This is a genomic window from Streptomyces sp. NPDC030222, assembly GCF_055573115.1.
Window position 1 is genome coordinate 1 of record NZ_JBVICA010000023.1, and the last position, 16794, is coordinate 16794.

The 16794-nt window shown below is 71.2% G+C and carries 14 protein-coding genes; 10 read left to right on the forward strand and 4 right to left on the reverse strand.

The window, feature by feature from the left end; genetic code table 11:
• Positions 1–368: 368 nt before the first annotated feature.
• Positions 369–2735: a bifunctional SulP family inorganic anion transporter/carbonic anhydrase gene (locus ACZ4Z5_RS27305; protein WP_468267278.1), complete on the reverse strand. Its 2367-nt coding sequence runs from the start codon at positions 2733–2735 to the stop codon at positions 369–371.
• A gap of 1053 nt (positions 2736–3788) precedes the next feature.
• Positions 3789–4814 (reverse strand): ATP-binding protein, encoded by a 1026-nt coding sequence (locus ACZ4Z5_RS27310; protein WP_468267280.1) that lies wholly within the window; start codon positions 4812–4814, stop codon positions 3789–3791.
• 102 nt (positions 4815–4916) lie between these two features.
• Between ACZ4Z5_RS27310 and ACZ4Z5_RS27315 the strand changes: the two genes are divergently transcribed.
• Positions 4917–5741 (forward strand): Fic family protein, encoded by an 825-nt coding sequence (locus ACZ4Z5_RS27315; RefSeq protein WP_468267282.1) that lies wholly within the window; start codon positions 4917–4919, stop codon positions 5739–5741.
• Positions 5742–6166: 425 nt separating this feature from the next.
• Here the strand turns inward: ACZ4Z5_RS27315 and ACZ4Z5_RS27320 are convergent, their stop codons facing one another.
• Positions 6167–7021 carry an HAD family hydrolase gene (locus tag ACZ4Z5_RS27320; RefSeq protein WP_468267284.1) on the reverse strand — a complete coding sequence of 285 codons (855 nt, stop codon included), beginning with the start codon at positions 7019–7021 and terminating at the stop codon, positions 6167–6169.
• A gap of 456 nt (positions 7022–7477) precedes the next feature.
• Here ACZ4Z5_RS27320 and ssd point away from each other — a divergent pair, with 456 nt between their 5' ends.
• The 7 genes from ssd to ACZ4Z5_RS27355 all read left to right on the forward strand — a co-directional run bounded on the left by ssd (position 7478) and on the right by ACZ4Z5_RS27355 (position 13328).
• Positions 7478–8716: a septum site-determining protein Ssd gene (gene ssd, locus ACZ4Z5_RS27325; protein ID WP_468267286.1), complete on the forward strand. Its 1239-nt coding sequence runs from the start codon at positions 7478–7480 to the stop codon at positions 8714–8716.
• Complete coding sequence (locus tag ACZ4Z5_RS27330; RefSeq protein WP_468267288.1) at positions 8713–9861, forward strand: TadA family conjugal transfer-associated ATPase; 1149 nt, start codon at positions 8713–8715, stop codon at positions 9859–9861. Before ssd ends, ACZ4Z5_RS27330 begins: the two co-directional genes overlap by 4 nt.
• A 56-nt stretch (positions 9862–9917) precedes the next feature.
• Positions 9918–10727: a type II secretion system F family protein gene (locus ACZ4Z5_RS27335; RefSeq protein WP_468267480.1), complete on the forward strand. Its 810-nt coding sequence runs from the start codon at positions 9918–9920 to the stop codon at positions 10725–10727.
• Between the two features lie 320 nt (positions 10728–11047).
• Positions 11048–11536, forward strand: coding sequence for a type II secretion system F family protein (locus ACZ4Z5_RS27340; protein ID WP_468267290.1), 489 nt, complete (start codon positions 11048–11050; stop codon positions 11534–11536).
• Between the two features lie 493 nt (positions 11537–12029).
• Entirely contained in the window at positions 12030–12254 is a 225-nt protein-coding gene (locus ACZ4Z5_RS27345) for a DUF4244 domain-containing protein (RefSeq protein ID WP_468267292.1), read from the forward strand.
• Entirely contained in the window at positions 12244–12663 is a 420-nt protein-coding gene (locus tag ACZ4Z5_RS27350; protein ID WP_468267294.1) for a TadE family type IV pilus minor pilin, read from the forward strand. The genes ACZ4Z5_RS27345 and ACZ4Z5_RS27350 overlap by 11 nt, the downstream gene beginning before the upstream one ends.
• Positions 12664–12851: 188 nt before the next feature.
• Positions 12852–13328 (forward strand): Rv3654c family TadE-like protein, encoded by a 477-nt coding sequence (locus ACZ4Z5_RS27355; protein WP_468267296.1) that lies wholly within the window; start codon positions 12852–12854, stop codon positions 13326–13328.
• Here ACZ4Z5_RS27355 and ACZ4Z5_RS27360 read toward each other — a convergent pair.
• On the reverse strand, positions 13325–15793 hold the full coding sequence (locus tag ACZ4Z5_RS27360; RefSeq protein ID WP_468267298.1) for a DEAD/DEAH box helicase: 2469 nt from the start codon (positions 15791–15793) through the stop codon (positions 13325–13327). The two genes, ACZ4Z5_RS27355 and ACZ4Z5_RS27360, sit on opposite strands and share 4 nt — an antisense overlap.
• Before the next feature lie 79 nt (positions 15794–15872).
• Here ACZ4Z5_RS27360 and bldG point away from each other — a divergent pair, with 79 nt between their 5' ends.
• Together bldG and ACZ4Z5_RS27370 are read left to right on the forward strand one after the other, a co-directional pair.
• The gene (gene bldG, locus ACZ4Z5_RS27365; protein ID WP_093799810.1) at positions 15873–16226 is read left to right on the forward strand and encodes an anti-sigma factor antagonist BldG; all 354 of its coding nucleotides are present in this window, start codon (positions 15873–15875) and stop codon (positions 16224–16226) included.
• Positions 16227–16307: 81 nt separating this feature from the next.
• On the forward strand, positions 16308–16775 hold the full coding sequence (locus ACZ4Z5_RS27370; RefSeq protein WP_468267300.1) for an ATP-binding protein: 468 nt from the start codon (positions 16308–16310) through the stop codon (positions 16773–16775).
• Positions 16776–16794: the final 19 nt, after the last annotated feature.

The following is a 16794-nucleotide window of genomic DNA, read 5'->3' on the forward strand; positions in this document are numbered from 1 at the left end:
GGCCGCTGCCGTGACGTTCGCGCCCGCGGCCAGCTCCGTCGGCGGAGCGAACCGCCGCTCTTCCCTCAGCAGATTGGCCAGGCTCTGGTTGCTCACTGCATCTCCCTTTCCCAGGGCATCCGATGTGTCCCACGCCATACCTCATCAGGCCCGTGCCCGGGTGACAAGAGCCTCCCGGATAATGGTTTAGACCTGTCGGGTCGTGGTGAAGGTGGTTGCGGCCTCCCTCACGGGTGAGCCCTGTCTGCGCGGGTCTGCGCGGGTCTGCGCAGGTCCGGGCGGGGACGGGCTCGGACGGCCCCGGGTCGGGCCGGGACTGGTCCGGTCGGGGAGGCCATTCCTTCCCACGGGCGGGACGCCCGGGCGGTTCAGGCGCGCGACTGCTCCAGGGCGGCTGGACGGATCCGGTCGAAGGCCTCGGCGGACTCCTCGCCGGACAGCAGATACGCCTGGGCCTCGCCCACGTGGAAGTACATGCCGTGGAGTTCCAGCGCTCCCTCGGCGAGACGCCGGGCAACCGCCTCATGCGCCCTGAGGTGTTCGAGCTGCTGCACCACGTTCGTGAGACAGAGCTGCTCCACGGTGTCGGCGGGCGGACGGCCGGAGATCCGCGCCGAGCCGTGGTCCGTGCTCGCCACACGGCGCAGACTGGGCGCGCCGTGACGCAGCCAGCGTTTCAGCGGGGTGTCGGCTCCCTCGTCGGAGCTGTCCAGCAGCGCCTGCATCGCTCCGCATCCCGAGTGTCCGCAGACCGTGATGCTGCCCACGCGCAGTACGTCCACGGCGTACTCGATCGCGGCTGCCACGGAGTGGTCGCCACCGCCTTCCTCACCGGGCAGCGGCACCAGATTGCCCACGTTGCGCACGGTGAACAGATCGCCGGGGCCACTGGCCGTGATCATGCTGGTGACCAGGCGGGAGTCCGCGCAGGTGATGAACAGCTGGGACGGCTGCTGCCCTTCTCGGGCGAGCCGGGCCAGTTCGTCCCGTACGAGTGGGGCGGTGTTCCGCTGGAACGAGCTGAGGCCGCTGGCCAGCTGCCGGCTCGCCGGTCCGGTCGGCGTCGCGGTGGACGACGGCTCGTCGTGGCAGTGGTGATTGCGCCAGGGCGTCCAGGGCCGGCAGCAGGAGTGCGGCCCCGACGGTTCGGCGATCCGGCCGCCCGAGCGTCCGGTGATCTCGGCCCGGCCTCCCTGCGCGGTGTGGCTGTCCTGCCAGTCCTGAAGCGCTTCGAAGGCCGCATGGTCCATGAACGACCCGTCCAGTTCGACCACGGCATGTGCCCCCGCGGGGACTTGGTGCAGTGCCCGGCTCAGTCGTGGGACGGCGAGGAAGGTCAACTGCCCGCGGGCCCACACCACATGCGTCCCGTCGCGCTCCTTCACGGTGATCCGGGTGCGGGTCAGCCGGTGCAGCGCGACGACCACGGCGACGCCGATGCCGATCGCCACCCCTTCCAGCACCCCGGCGAGCACGACCGCGGACATGGTCACGAAGTAGACCAGCGTTTCGCGGTTGCGATTGACGTTCCGCAGATGGGTGATGTTCACCATCTGCACCCCGACCACCATCACCAGCGCGGCCAGCGCCGCCAACGGGATGAGGTCGAGCAACCGGACGAGGAACAGCGCCGCCAGCACGATCCACACCCCGTGGAGCATCGTGGAGTGCCGGCTGACCGCGCCCGCGGACACATTGGCGGCGCTTCGCACGGCGACGCCGGTGACGGGCAGTCCGCCAAGTGCCCCGGAGATCATGTTCGCGGTGCCCTGGCCGGCCAGTTCCCGGTCGAGGTTGGCGCGTGGCACCCGCACGGCGGGCTCCTTGCGGGCGGCGGCCAGCTTGTCGACGGCTACCGCGGACAGCAGTGACTCGACACTGCCGACCAGGGTGATCGTGAGGACTGCCGCGAGGACTCCCAGCACGGGTCCTTCGGGCAGGCTGGGCAGCGCGTGGCTGCTCCAGGACGGCAGATCGACGCTGGGCAGGCGGAGGCCGGCGGCCACGGCGAGTGCGGTCGCGCAGGTCACGGCGGCCAGTGCGGCGGGGACGAAGCGAGCGATCCGGCCGGTACGTCCCGGAATCCGGGGCCAGGCCAGAAGCAGGATGATGGTGACCGCGCTGACCGAGAGCGCGGCCGGCTGCAGATCGGCGAGCTGGGCGGGGAGGCCGCGGACGTTGTCGATCGCGGAGCTCTGCGGTGTGCCGCCGAGGACGATGTGCAGCTGGGCGAGGGCGATCGTGACGCCGATGCCCGCGAGCATTCCGTGGACGATGGCCGGGCTGACGGCGAGCGCCGAGCGAGCCACCCGCAGGGAAGCCAGGACGAGTTGGGTGAGTCCGGCGAGTGCGGTGATGGCACAGGTGGTGCGCCATCCGTATCTCTGGATCAGATCGGCCGTGACCACGGTGAGTCCGGCGGCGGGGCCGCTGACCTGGAGGGGTGCACCGCCGAACCAGCCGACGACGAGCCCGCCAACGGCAGCGGCGACCAGTCCGGCCTGGAGCGGAGCGCCGGTGGCCAGGGCGATCCCGAGGGAAAGCGGCAGCGCGATCAGGAACACGGAAATGGAGGCCGACACATCGGCGCTCGCGAGGGAGAAGCGGCGGCGGTCCTCTCCGCCGGGCGGACTGTGCGGCCGCTGGAAGCGGGTGAACAGTGAGAAGCGTGAGAGGCGTGCAGTACGGGTCGGCTGAGACCCGCGCTCGGTGTGCTTGGTGACGGATGTGGGCATTCCCGTCTCCCTCCGGGGCGGTCACGGCGTACGCGGGCGGAAATTCCTCAAACTCTGAGTAAATGAACAGTAATGGAGAGTAAAGAGGCCGGGTGGATCATCCGGGCAAATGGGGCATGGCTTCACTCTGGCGAGTGATTGGTCATTTTGAACGGTTAGTCGGGCCCCTTTCTCGGCGGCCGTAATGCGATGGCCGGATCGTCGACGCGGCAGTCGGCGCAGAGGACCTGAGGGAGGGTGTGTGGATGAAGGCCGCCGGGAGGAAGATCACCTTCGGTATCGTCACTGCCGCGCTCGTGCCCGCCGCGGCCGGCTGTAGCGGCACCCCCGGAGATCCGGCCGGGGTGAACGGCCCCTGGGTGCCCCGAACGGAGTGCGTCTGATCGGCGACGGCTGCACCGCCTACACCGGAGCGCTGCCCTGGATCGCCAGGCCCGAGCACCTGAGGGCAGGTCAGAAGCCGCCCCGGCATTCCGGCTTCGCCGGGGCCGAGCCGCTCCCTTCGGCTACGGCAAGGAGCTCATCGGCGCCCACACCCCCTGCCTGGAAGGGCAGAGGGTCCGGCCTGCGGAGATCTGGCCAAGCACGCCTACTGGGGCAAGCAGATGCGCGGCGGACTGCTCCAGGCCGTCAGGCGTGCGTACGAGGGCAATCGCGCCCGGCTGATCATCAGCAACCACTTCGAGTCCTGGAGCGGCGACACCTATATGCGTGCCGTCGAGCAGGCATCAAGGCCGTGTACGTCCAGTAGACCGGTGCGTCTTGTTCAGACAGCTCGTCAACTGGACGGACGCGCAGGACCCACAAGTGATGAGAAAGCTCCGTACCCTCCCGGTCGGCCACAAGCCGCTGGTCGGCCGGGAGCGGCTCGCAACCGTCGAACTCTCCCTGGCGAACCGCGCATCCGGCCTGTCCGCGCCGGCCACGCCCTTGCCGGCGCGGCCGGGGGCACGGCCCGACCGTGTTCCCATTGACGTCTGCGGTGTTTCGGGGCGTCCCCGGAACACCGTCCGCTCCGGGTGCCCCGTGCGCCCCCCGCCCCGCCGGAGTCCGTCAGACCGGCTGTGGCTCAGCGGCACCGACGGAGCCGTTCAGCACGGCATCCGGATCCGCGTAACGCTCGTCCATCACGAAGGCGGGATCGACCTGGGCCGCCAGGTCGGCGCCCGTCTTCGCGTTGCCCCAGCTCTCCGCGTTCTTCAGGTGGAAATGGACCATCTGGCGTGTGTACCGCGCCCAGTCCCGGCGCTCGTACGAGGCGTCGGCGGCCTTCCGGACCAGTCGCAGGGCCCCGAGGTTCTCCGGTTCCAGCTGGGCGAACGGGGCGGGCCGCCCCTTCTCCACGGCCCGTACCCAGTCGGAGTGGCCCATGGTGACCAGCAGGTCGTCACCGACCTCCTCGCGCAGGAAGTCGAGGTCGTCGCGCCCCTGCACCTTGTTGCCGATCACCTTGAGAGCCACACCGAAGTCGCGGGCGTATTCCTTGTACTGGCGGTAGACCGACACGCCCTTCCGGGTCGGCTCGGCCACCAGGAAAGTCATATCGAAGCGGGTGAACATGCCGGAGGCGAAGGAGTCGGAACCGGCCGTCATGTCGACGACCACGTATTCGCCCGGACCGTCCACCAGGTGGTTCAGGCAGAGCTCGACCGCGCCTACCTTCGAGTGGTAGCAGGCCACCCCGAGATCCCCCTCGGTGAACGGGCCGGTGACCATCAGGCGGACGTCGTGCCCGTCCAGCCGCACGGTCCGGGCGCACGCCCGGTAGACGGGGTTGTCCTCCTGGATGCGCAGCAGTCGCGAACCCTCGCCCGGGGGAGTCGTCTTGATCATCGTCTCGGCGGACGTGATCCGTGGGTTGTCGCCGCGCAGGTAGTCCTTGATCAGGGGAAGATGCGCGCCCAACGCGGGAAGCGCGGAAGCCTCCTCGTCGCCGAGTCCGAGGGCGGCGGCCAGATGCTGGTTGATATCGGCGTCGACCGCGACGACCGGGCATTGGTCGGCGGCGAGATGGCGGGTGAACAGCGAGGACAGCGTGGTCTTGCCACTGCCGCCCTTCCCGACGAAAGCGACTCTCATGTTCACCAAAAGTAATCGCATGATTGCCTGCAGTGGCGAGCGGGAGTGAAGAAGACCACTCGAACGTGGGGCGGGGGCAGGGTGCGCGTAGCCTCCTTACCTATGAGTACGAACGCCGCTGACCCCCTTGTCGCCCTGGGCGCGCTGCCCGGCGTCCCTGATGCCGTGGACTCCGTACGCAAGGCAGTGGACCGGGTCTACGGACACCGGGTCATGCGGCGCCGCAGCAACGAGGTGACGGCCGAGGCGGCGCTGCGCGGGGCGCGTGGTTCCGCCGCGCTCTCCGGCGCCGACTGGGCCCTCGAAGAGGTGCGTCGGCGCACCGATTTCGGCGGGGACGAAGAGGCGCGAACCGTCGGAGCGGCACTGCGGCTCACCTCCGAGGCCGGACAGCTGCTGTCGATCTGGCGGCAGTCCCCGCTGCGGGTACTCGCACGCCTCCATCTCGTCGCGGCAGGTGGCACGGCCCCCGACGAGTCCGTCGGCCGGCCGAGGCTGGCGGGCGAGAAGGTCGATGAGCCGCTGGTCGGGCTTCCGCTGCCGGACGCCGACGAGGTGTCGGGCCGTCTGGAAGGCCTGTCCGGGCTGATCATCGCGGGCAGTGCGGCGCCGGCCCTGGTGACGGCGGCCGTGGTGCACGGCGAGCTCATGGCGCTGCGGCCCTTCGGCTCGCACAACGGCCTGGTCGCGCGCACGGCTGAGCGGATCGTCCTGATCGGCAGCGGACTCGACCCCAAGTCGATCTGCCCTGCGGAGGTCGGCCACGCGGAGCTCGGCCGCGATGCCTATCTGGCGGCGCTGGAGGGTTACACCTCGGGAACGGCCGAGGGTATGGCTGCCTGGATCATCCACTGCGGCCGCGCCGTGGAGCTCGGGGTGCGGGAGTCGACCGCGGTCTGCGAGGCACTTCAGCGCGGCGCGGCCTGACCCGGGTCTCCCAGGACCCGGTCCACGGCCCGACCGTCGGCGCGCGCCACCTGGGCATCGGTGTACGGCCTGGGTGCCGGTGTGAGCGCCGGCCGGAACCTGCCGGCATCCGGAGGTGGAAAAGCGGCCGAAATGGGTTGCGGCGGTACCGTATTGGTACCGCCGCTGGCATGTCCGCCCAGTTACCAAGCGTCCTCGATATGTCGCCCATCAGGTCGAGGTCTTTGCCCGTCACCTGGTGAGCTGGCCCGTAATCGACGGGTCGACGTCGCGTGGGTGCCAAGCGTCCATGCTTCGGTCCGTGGGCCTTTATTGCGTAGAAGGTAAATCCTCTCGGATGTCCTAGGTCTCGCGGGCCGTTGACTCATTTGTACTCCAGCCACCCGACAAGCGGAAGTCCTGGCCCCACTTCTTTACTTTTAGGTTCAAATACGGGCGTACGCCTCGCCCGCTCCTGACGTACGCCGTCGGCTGGCGTACCAGACCAGGCCGGCCGTCGCGGCCGCCGCCCCGACCGCTGCCGCCATCACCAGTACCGGCCGCGGCGGGAGAGAGAACGCGGGCAGTCGCTGCTTGAGCCGGACCGGCCTGTTGAAGACCAGGACCGGCCAGTCGCGTGCCGCGGCCTCCCGGCGCAGCGCCCGGTCCGGATTCACCGTGTGCGGATGCCCCACGGCCTCCAGCATCGGGATGTCGGTGATCGAGTCGCTGTACGCGTAGCAGCGCGACAGGTCGTACCCCTCGGACTCGGCGAGCCCCCGGATCGCCTCCGCCTTGGTCGGCCCGTACGCGTAGTACTCGACCTCGCCGGTGAAACAGCCGTCCTCGCCGACGACCATCCTGGTGGCCACCACCCGGTCCGCCCCGAGCAGTTCACCGATCGGCTCGACGACCTCGGCTCCGGAGGTCGAGACGATCACCACATCGCGGCCTGCGGTGTGGTGCTCCTCGATGAGCGATGCGGCCTCGTCATAGATGATCGGGTCGATCAGGTCGTGCAGGGTCTCGGCGACGATCTCGCGGACCTGCTGCACGTTCCAGCCCTTGCAGAGCCCCGACAGATACCTGCGCAGACCCTCCATCTGGTCGTGGTCCGCGCCGCCGGCGAGGAACACGAACTGGGCATAGGCGGTGCGCAGCACGGCCCGGCGATTGATCAGGCCGCCTTGGTAGAAGGACTTGCTGAAGGTCAGAGTCGAAGACTTCGCAATGACCGTCTTGTCCAGGTCGAAGAAGGCGGCTGTGCGCGGCAAGGAGTGGTTTTCCACGACGTCGAGCATAGGCGCCCACCATTCGGCGTAAGCTCTGGCGTGTGGGTTTGCCTGAGAGGGCTCTCGGGTACACCATGGAAGTCACGGATCGTTCGCGACCGTGCTAACCCGGTCCGACTCCTCCCCCCCCCGAGTCGGCCGTGGGGACGACCCCCGCTCTCCCCCCCCGGCGGGGGTCGTCGCATGTCCGGACGGCTTTCCGGTCTCCCCGCATGCTCACCACCTCTTTCGCGCGCTGGGACGCGCCTCTTCGCCCTGGCGGCCGCACCCGCCCGTCTCGTCACAGTGTGTAGCCATGGGGCTGCTCTGCGGAAGTCACCGGTATAGGTGAACGGGATATTCACAAGGGGTCGCTTGTCCACAGTTTTCAGGCAAGATCCACTTGATTTCCGAGATCCCGCCACCGTGATTTCCGCCCGCGAAGTACGCGGACGCCGTGAATCAGCGTGAGAGGGAGCGGAGATCGTGAAGGGAAGCCTTACTTCCGACAGGCCCGGGAACGGGAGCACTGACAGGACCACGAGAGCCGGCACGAGCCGATCCGCCCGGGTGCGTCCTCAGCGGCCGTTGATCCTCACCGAGGATCCCGATCTGCTCGACGATCTGCTGCGACTGTGCGCGGCGGCGGGCGCCGAGCCAGAGGTACGGCACGGCACACCGGGACATCTCCATGATCCCGGACGTGACGGCCCGGGAGGAACCGGTGTCTGGGACACCGCACCACTGGTCCTCGTCGGTGACGACGCGGCCCGGCGTCTGCGTGGTGTGCCGCGAAGGGACGGTGTCCTCCTCGTCGGCCGGGGTGAGGACGATCCCGGTGCATGGCGGTGTGCCGTCGAGATCGGCGCCGATCATGTGCTGAGGCTGCCGGCCGCGGAACAGTGGCTCGTCGACCGGATCGCCGATGCCGTGGAAGGAGGGGCAGCCCCCGCCCTCACCGTCGGCGTGATCGGAGGACGCGGAGGCGCGGGTGCCTCGACGCTCGCCTGCGCCCTCGCGGTGTCCGCTGCGCGTGCAGGGCAGCGCACGATGCTCGTCGACGCCGACCCGCTCGGCGGCGGCCTCGACGTACTTCTCGGCGGCGAGCACACGGCGGGCCGGCGCTGGCCCGACTTCGCCGCCTCCCGCGGACGTGTCGCCGGCGGCGCACTGGAGGAATCACTGCCCCTGCTGCACGGCCTGCGCGTGCTCAGCTGGGACCGCACCGATCCCGTGGATGTCCCGCCGACGGCCGTGCGCGCCGTGCTGGCGGCCGGCCGTCGCCGGGGCGGCGTGGTCGTCGTCGACATGCCGCGGCGGGGCGACGCGAGCATGGCCGAGGCGCTCGCCCAACTCGACCTGTGCCTGCTCGTCGTTCCCGCCGAACTGCGCGCTGTGGCCGCCGCCCATCGGGTGGCCTCCTCGATCGGTTCCGCCGTCCGCGATCTGCGGGTGCTGGTCCGCGGGCCGTACGCCGCAGGCCTGGACGAGAACTGGGTCGCGGCCGCGCTCGGCCTGCCCTCCGCAGGCGAGGTGCCGATGGAACCGGATCCGGCAGGAGCACTGGCCCCACGGAAGACATCGGCCCGCCCGCGCGGCCCACTCGCCGGATTCTGCGCCGCGTTCTGGGAGCAAGCCCTCGTCGGCGCAGCCGCCTCCACCGGGAGCCACGGCGCGGCGGCGAGCACCGCTGGGAACGTGCCGGCCGGGAACGTGACGTCGTGAGCGGGGCCTTGCTGGACGCGGTCCGGCAGCGACTCGCCGAAAGCGGAGCCGAGCCCACCCCAGCCAGGGTGGCGGCGGCCCTCCGTGAACAGGGAAGGCTGCTCGGCGACGCCGAAGTTCTCGGAGCTGCCGAGGAACTTCGCTCGGAACTGGTGGGGACGGGGCCGCTGGAAACGCTGCTTGCCGACCCGTCGGTGACGGATGTTCTGGTCAGCGCCCCGGACAGGGTGTGGGTCGATCGCGGCCGCGGGCTCGAACCGACCACGGTGCGCTTCCCGGACGCGGCGGCCGTCCGCAGGCTCGCACAACGGCTCGCCGCCGTCGCCGGCCGCCGTCTGGACGACGCGCGTCCATGGGTGGACGCGCGGCTCCCCGACGGCACCCGGATGCACGCGGTGCTGCCACCCGTCGCCGTGGGATCGACGTGCCTGTCCTTGCGGGTGGTGCGGCCGAAGGCATTCTCGCTGGAGGAACTCGTCGCCGTCGGAACCGTTCCCCCGGGCGGTGACGCGGTACTGAGAGCCCTGGTCCACGCCCGCGTCTCGTACCTCGTGAGCGGCGGCACCGGATCGGGCAAGACCACGCTCCTCGCCACGCTGCTCGGTCTGGCCGGACCCGGCGAACGGATCGTCCTGGCCGAGGACTCGGCGGAGCTGCGGCCCGACCATCCCCATGTCGTGCGATTGGAATCGCGGCCCGCCAACCAGGAAGGGGCCGGGCTCGTCACCCTGCGGGACCTCGTGCGCCAGGCACTGCGCATGAGGCCGGACCGGCTGGTGGTCGGTGAGGTGCGCGGCGCCGAGGTGTCGGACCTGCTCGCCGCACTCAACACCGGCCATGAGGGAGGCTGCGGCACCGTCCACGCGAACGCGGCCGCGGACGTCCCCGCCCGCCTGGAAGCCCTCGGATCGGCTGCCGGTCTCGGACGGTCCGCTCTCCACAGCCAGTTGGCGGCCGCACTGTCGGTGGTAGTACACCTCGCCCGGAACCGCGCAGGACGGCGGCGCGTCGCCGAGATCCACGTCCTGGAGCGCGACTCCACGGGGCTGGTGGTGACCGTCCCCGCACTGCGCTGGGACGCCTCCGGTTTCGTGCACGAGCGGGGATGGCCCCGACTCCGGTCGCTGATCGGTGGCGGATCGTGAACGCGGTACACATCGCAGGAGGCCTGGCACCGGGGCTCGCGACGCTGTGCGCCGGGATGGCGGTGTGGCTCGCGGCCGGAACCGATCCGGCGCTGCGGCGGGCACGGCTGATGTTCCCCGCGGCGACGCCTCTGGACAGTGTCTGGTCGCTGCTGCGCTGGTCGGCCCCCGCTCGGCTACGACGACTGCCACTGGAATGCCTCTGTCTCCCGGCCGCGGCGCTGGTGGCGCTGCTCGGCGAGTCGTGGCTGCCCATGCTCGGAGGAGTGATCGCCGTACCGCTTGTGGGCCGAGGTCTGCGGGTCAGGGAACAGGAGCGGTCACGTATTCGCCGCGCCGATGCCGTCGTCGCCCTGTGCGGGGCCCTGGCGGGCGAGCTGCGTGCCGGACGGCAGCCCGGACAGGCGCTGTGCGCCGCGGCGCCGGGCACAGGAGGGCTCGGGCGGTCCGAGGCGGCTGTGCTGGCGGCGGCACGGTTCGGCGGCGACGCCCCCGAGGCATTACGGAAGGCGTCGGCCGAGCATGGGGCCACGGGGCTCGCCGGAGTGGCCGCGTGCTGGGAGGTGGCCGTGGCGGGCGGCGCCGGTCTGGCAGCCGGTCTGGAACGACTGGAGGCCGCACTGCGGGCCGAGCGCGATCAACAGGAGGACCTGAGGGCCCAGTTGGCGACGGCCCGCTCGACCACGACCCTGCTCGCGGTGCTCCCCCTCGCCGGTCTGGCGTTGGGCACTGCCTTGGGAGCCCACCCGCTGTGGGTGCTGCTCCACACCCCGGCGGGATTGGGTTGCCTGCTGGTAGCCGCACTGCTGGAGACCGCAGGCGTCCTGTGGGCGAGGCGCATCGTCCGGGCGGGTGAGACCGGATGAACGGAAGCCTTGTCCACGGCCTGTGGACAGTGTCCGCGGTCATCGCAACCGCCGGATGGGTGACGGCGACGCTGATCGCGCGACACCACGCTCGACGGACACGGAGACGCCTCGCGGCACTGCCGCTCCCAGGGTCGTGCGCGGGCGCCACGGCCGGACTGCGTGGGCGCCGACCACCGCTGCCGGTACCACACCTCCACCCCGGGCGGCTGAAGGACTGGGTCGCTCCCGCAGGAGCGGCGCTGATCGCGATTGTCCTTGTGGGCGGCATGGCCGGCACGGTCCTCGGACTGTGCGGAGCGTGCGGACTCCGTATGTGGATGAGGCGCCGTCCACGGAAGGACGCCGCTGCGGCACAGCGGGCCGCAGCCGTCCGCAAACTCCCTCTCGCGGCCGACCTGTTGGCAGCCTGTGTCTCGGCGGGCGCGGGTCCGCGAGAGGCGGCCGAGGCAGTGGGCGCATCACTCGGCGGCCCGCTCGGAGACTGCCTCGTCCAAGTGGCGGCCGAGCTCCGCCTCGGAGGGGAACCATCCGACGCATGGGGACGGTTGGGAGCCGTCCCAGGCGCCCACGGCCTCGCTCGATGCCTCGAACGCGCCTCCGCGAGCGGGGCACCGGCGGCGGAACCGGTGTCCCGCCTGGCCACGGGGCTGCGCGCGGAACAGCGTCGGGAAGCCGACACAAGGGCCCGAAGAGCCGGCGTACTGATCACCGCACCAGTGGGCCTGTGCTTCCTGCCTGCGTTCCTGGCAGCGGGCGTGGCCCCGGTGGTGATCGGCCTGGCGGGCGGCCTCCTGGCAGGCCGCTGAACGACCGGCCACCGGCCGGGGGGAAGGGAAGTCCTGGGCGGGGCACGCCTTGGTCTTCGCGACTGGCCTCGGTCGTCGGGATCCCTCGGCCCGGCGGGTGACGGTATGCGTCCCTCGACCCCTGGGGCAGACGACGGTCGGTCCCAGGCTCGGCCACGGCTGGTCCCAGGGCTCGGCGACGGCTGACCGTGCGAACGACCGACTCCCGGCCGGGTCCCCGTGGCTCCTCCTCGAGGTACGCGAGGCCGCAGTACGAGGTACCGGCAGCCGAACCACGACACGAACGGCCGGACATGAACGGCATGGAGACGAACGGCATGGAGACGAACAGCATGGACACGAGCGCATGCGAACGGCCGGGACGTGGACCGCCGTGACACGAACGCACTTCGAACGACCGAGACATGAACGGTCGTGACGCCAATGGCCGCGACACGACCTGTCGATCGACCTGACGACCACTGCAACGACACACCAATGACCGGAGGTTGAAATGGCTGTACGGACTGCTCGTACCGCATGGACGGTACGGACTGCACGGATCAGGGCCTGGCTGCGATGCCGGCTTAGCGGCGACGCCGGAATGACCACGTCTGAGTACGCGATGGGCACGATCGCCGCGTGTGCCTTCGCGGCGGTTCTCTACAAGGTGGTGACCAGCGGCGCCGTGGCCTCGGCGCTGCAGTCGGTGATCGGGAAGGCCCTCAATGCGGAGTGACGTCAGCCGCGGGGCACCACCGACACGTGCAGGACCAGCCGCCCGGCGTCGGGGGAGACCGGGCGGCGACCGCGGGTCGGTGACCGCGGAGGCAGCGGTGGCGATTCCGGCGCTCGCCCTGTTCGCCCTGGCGCTGGTGTGGGCGCTGGCCGCTGCGGCCGCGCACATCCAGTGCGTGGACGCGGCCAGAGCGGGCGCCCGGGCCGCGGCCCGATCCGAGCCCCGGGGCGCCGTTCTGGCGGCGGCACGGACGGCTGCCCCGGACGGAGCCGCAGTGACCGTGGCGAGGGCGGGAGAGTTCTGGCGGGTGCGTGTGGAGGCACCGACACCCGGCCCCGGCACGCTGTCGCTGACCCTGCGAGCGGAGGCCGCGGCCCTGGCCGAGGACACCGTGGGCGGTGAGACATGAGACCGGCGGGTGCCCCGACGTCCTCCACGACCCGGACCACGACGACGAGCACCGAGAGGAGCAAGGCGACCCGGACCACCGAGGCAATCACGACCACCGCGACCCGGACCGTCACCGCGAGCCGGACCACTGCGAGATCAGCCGACACGACGACGACCTATGCGAGAACGACCACAGTGCCCAGGGCCATGGCCGCCTCCGCCGAGGGGGCGCAGGCGGGGGACCGCGGGTCGGCCACGGTCTGGACCGCTGTCGCCGCTGCCACGCTGTGCGTGGTCTTCGCGGCTGTCCTGGCCCTGGGGCAGGCGGTGGCGGCCCGGCATCGTGCCGGTGCCGCCGCCGACCTGGCCGCCCTCGCCGCGGCGGACCACGCCCTGCTCGGGGAACGGGCCGCGTGCGCGAAGGCGGCGAGAGTCGCCGCGGCACAGGGCACGGCTCTGGTGCGGTGCGTCGTGCTCGGTGACATCTCCGACGTCACAGCACGGGCTCGCCTGGGCCCGTACGCACCCGAGATCCGGGCACGTGCGGGACCACCGGACGGGGCGGGTGGCCTGCCCCGCGCCGGTCCGGGAAGAGCCGGGATGCTGGGGATGCCGGTCGGCGGGGCGGCACCGCCGCCCTCCGTGCCCGGCGGCCGCCCCGTGACCGGCGGGTCCGCGGGCTAACCGTTGGCCGGCGGGCCCGGCGGGGCCCCGCGGAGGAGTTCCGCCAGGAGCCGGACGGCGGCGCGTTTGTGGAGCGGGTCGTTGCCGTTGCCGCATTTGGGGGACTGGATGCAGGAGGGGCATCCGGCATCGCACTCGCAGGAGGCGATGGCCTCGCGGGTCGCGGTCAGCCAGTCGCGGGCCGTGCGGAACGCACGCTCGGCGAAGCCCGCGCCACCCGGATGGCCGTCGTACACGAAGACCGTCGGCAGCAGGGTGTCGGGGTGGAGCGGTACGGAGACACCGCCGATGTCCCAGCGGTCGCAGGTGGCGAACAGCGGCAACATGCCGATCGAGGCGTGCTCGGCGGCGTGCAGGGCGCCGCCCAGCTGCTCCGGGTTCACCCGTGCGGCGTCGAGCTGGTCCTCGGTGACCGTCCACCACACGGCGCGGGTGCGCAGCGTACGGGGCGGCAGGTCCAGTTTGGACTCGCCGAGGACCTCACCGGTGATCAGCTTGCGACGGAGGAAGGAGACGACCTGGTTGGTGACCTCGACCGAGCCGTAGCAGAGCCGGGCGTCGCCCCAGGGGATCTCGGTGTCGGTCTCCAGGATCGAGATCGACGTGGTGTCCCGAGCGGTGGTCGAGTACGGCGGCGAGGCCTCCTCGACGAGCGCCACCGAGTCCTCGAGGTCCAGGTGCTTCACCAGGTAGGTGCGGCCCTGGTGGAGGTGGACCGCGCCGTCGTGGACGGTGGTGTGGGCGGCGGAGGCGTCGACCGTGCCCAGCAGCCGTCCGGTCCCGGCCTCGACGACCTGCACGGGCTTCCCGCCTGTGCCCCGGATGTCGGTGAGGTCGGCAGCCCGTTCGCGGCGGGTCCAGTGCCAGGCGGTGGCGCGCCGGCGCAGCAGCCTCGCGGCCTCCAGTTGGGGCATCAGCTCGGCGGTCGTAGGGCCGAAGAGCCCGACGTCCTCGTCGGTGAGCGGCAGCTCCTCGGCGGCGGCGCACAGATGGGGGGCGAGGACGTACGGGTTGTCGGGATCGAGGACGGTGGACTCCACGGGCTGCCGGAACAGCGCGTCGGGGTGGTGGACGAGATAGGTGTCCAGCGGGTCGTCCCGCGCCACGAGGACGGCAAGGGCGCCCTGACCGGAGCGTCCGGCGCGCCCCGCCTGCTGCCACAGGGAGGCGCGGGTGCCCGGGTATCCCGCGATCAGTACGGCATCGAGCCCGGACACGTCGATGCCGAGTTCGAGGGCGGTGGTGGCGGCCAGTCCGAGGAGGTCCCCGGAGTGGAGGGCGCGCTCGAGGGCGCGGCGTTCCTCGGGCAGATAGCCGCCGCGGTAGGCCGCGACACGTCGTGGCAGCGATCTGTCGACCTCGGCGAGACGTTCCTTGGCGATGACGGAGATCAGTTCGGCGCCACGGCGCGAGCGGATGAAGGCGACCGAGCGGACGCCCTGGACGGTCAGATCGGTGAGCAGGTCGGCGGTCTCGGCGGTGGCCGTGCGCCGCACGGGGGCGCCTTTCTCGCCGTGGAGCTCGGTCAGCGGCGGCTCCCAGAGGGCGAAGACCAGCTCTCCGCGGGGAGAGGCGTCGTCGGCCACCTCGACCACGGGAAGGCCCGTCAGGCGCTGTGCTGCAGCCGCCGGATCGGCGGCCGTGGCGGAGGCGAGCAGGAAGACCGGATCGGCGCCGTACCGGGCGCACAGGCGACGCAGTCGGCGCAGTACCTGGGCGACGTGCGAGCCGAAGACGCCCCGGTAGGTGTGGCACTCGTCGATCACGACGTAGCGCAGGGCACGCAGGAAGGAGGACCAGCGGGGGTGGGACGGGAGTATCCCGCGGTGCAGCATGTCGGGGTTGGTCAGGACGTAGTTCGCGTACTGGCGCACCCATTCGCGTTCTTCTACCGGCGTGTCGCCGTCGTAGGCGGCGGGCCGGACGCGGTGGCCGAGCGGGGCGGCGAGGGACTGTACGGACCGCAGCTGGTCGGCTGCCAGGGCCTTGGTGGGCGCCAGGTACAGGGCGGTGGTGCCGCGGCCGTTGGGGGCCTCGGCACCGGCGAGGAGGGCCGAGAGCACGGGCGCGAGGTAAGCGAGGGACTTGCCGGACGCGGTGCCGGTCGCGATCACCACGGATTCGCCGTCCAGAGCGTGCTCTGCTGCCGCCGCCTGGTGGCTCCAGGGGTGCTCGATCCCGGCTGCCGCGATGGCGGAGATCACCTCGGGCCGGATGCGGTCGGGCCAGACGGCATGACGACCCGCCCTGGGGGGCAAGTGCTCCGTATGAGTGATGCGCGCAGCCCGGCCCGCCCCGCCGGCGAGTCGGTCGAGGACAGTGCCGGGGTCGGGTCGTGCCCCCGCTTCTTCGGCAGGGCTACTGGGGCGGTGATTCCTGGCCATCGGCACCGAGTGTGTCACCGGCGTGACGGACAATGGTCCCAAGGCGTCGTGCATGGCTGCTGGTAAGTGATTGAATGCCATCGCGGCTGGCGATCCGTTCTCTGGCTCCGCCGGGGAGACACAGGGGGCGGCCGCTCGATAGCAAGGTGCTGGAGGATCCGTGGACCTGTCCCTGTCGACTCGCAATGTGTCCGGCCCGGGTGGCGACCGTACGGTCGTCGAGGTCGGTGGCGAGATTGATGTGTATACCGCGCCCAAGCTGCGCGAGCAGTTGGTCGAGTTGGTGAACGACGGCAGCTACCACCTGGTTGTCGACATGGAGGGTGTGGACTTCCTCGACTCCACCGGTCTCGGCGTGCTCGTGGGTGGACTGAAGCGTGTCCGGGCCCATGAGGGCTCGCTGCGCCTGGTCTGCAACCAGGAGCGCATTCTCAAGATCTTCCGGATTACCGGTCTGACCAAGGTGTTCCCCATCCACACCTCGGTCGATGAGGCCGTCGCCGCCACCGACTGACGGCTTCCGGAGGCAGCAGCGGGTGCCGGGCGCAAGGCCCGGCACCTGGAGAAGCACGCTCGTACGTCCGAGGGGGACCGTATGGCCACCGTGGAGCTCCGCTTCAGCGCGCAGCCCGAGCATGTCAGGACGGCCCGTCTCGTGGCGGCCGCCGTGGCGCGCCGGGCCGGGGTCGACGAAGCCGTGCTGGACGAGGTCAGGCTCGCCGTCGGGGAGGCGTGCAGCCGTGCGGTGGGTCTGCACCGCAACCATGAGATCTCCGCGCCGGTCAGGGTCGTCCTGATCGAGGAGGAGAAGACGTTCTCGATCGAGGTCGGGGACCAGGTGCCGGTGCCCGGTGCGGGCGGCACACCGACGTCGTCGGACGGTTCCGGCCCGCCGCGGGCCGTGGAGGTCGCCGGTCCTGCTGAGGGCTCCGAGAGCGTCGAGGACGAGATGGGCCTCGCCGTCATCAGCGGCCTCGTCGACGACGTGGAGGTCACGTCGGACGAGTCCGGTGGGGTGATCCGCATGAGCTGGCCCGCGACGCCGGCCGGTGTCCTGCCCTGAGCAGGATCGTTCCTCGCCG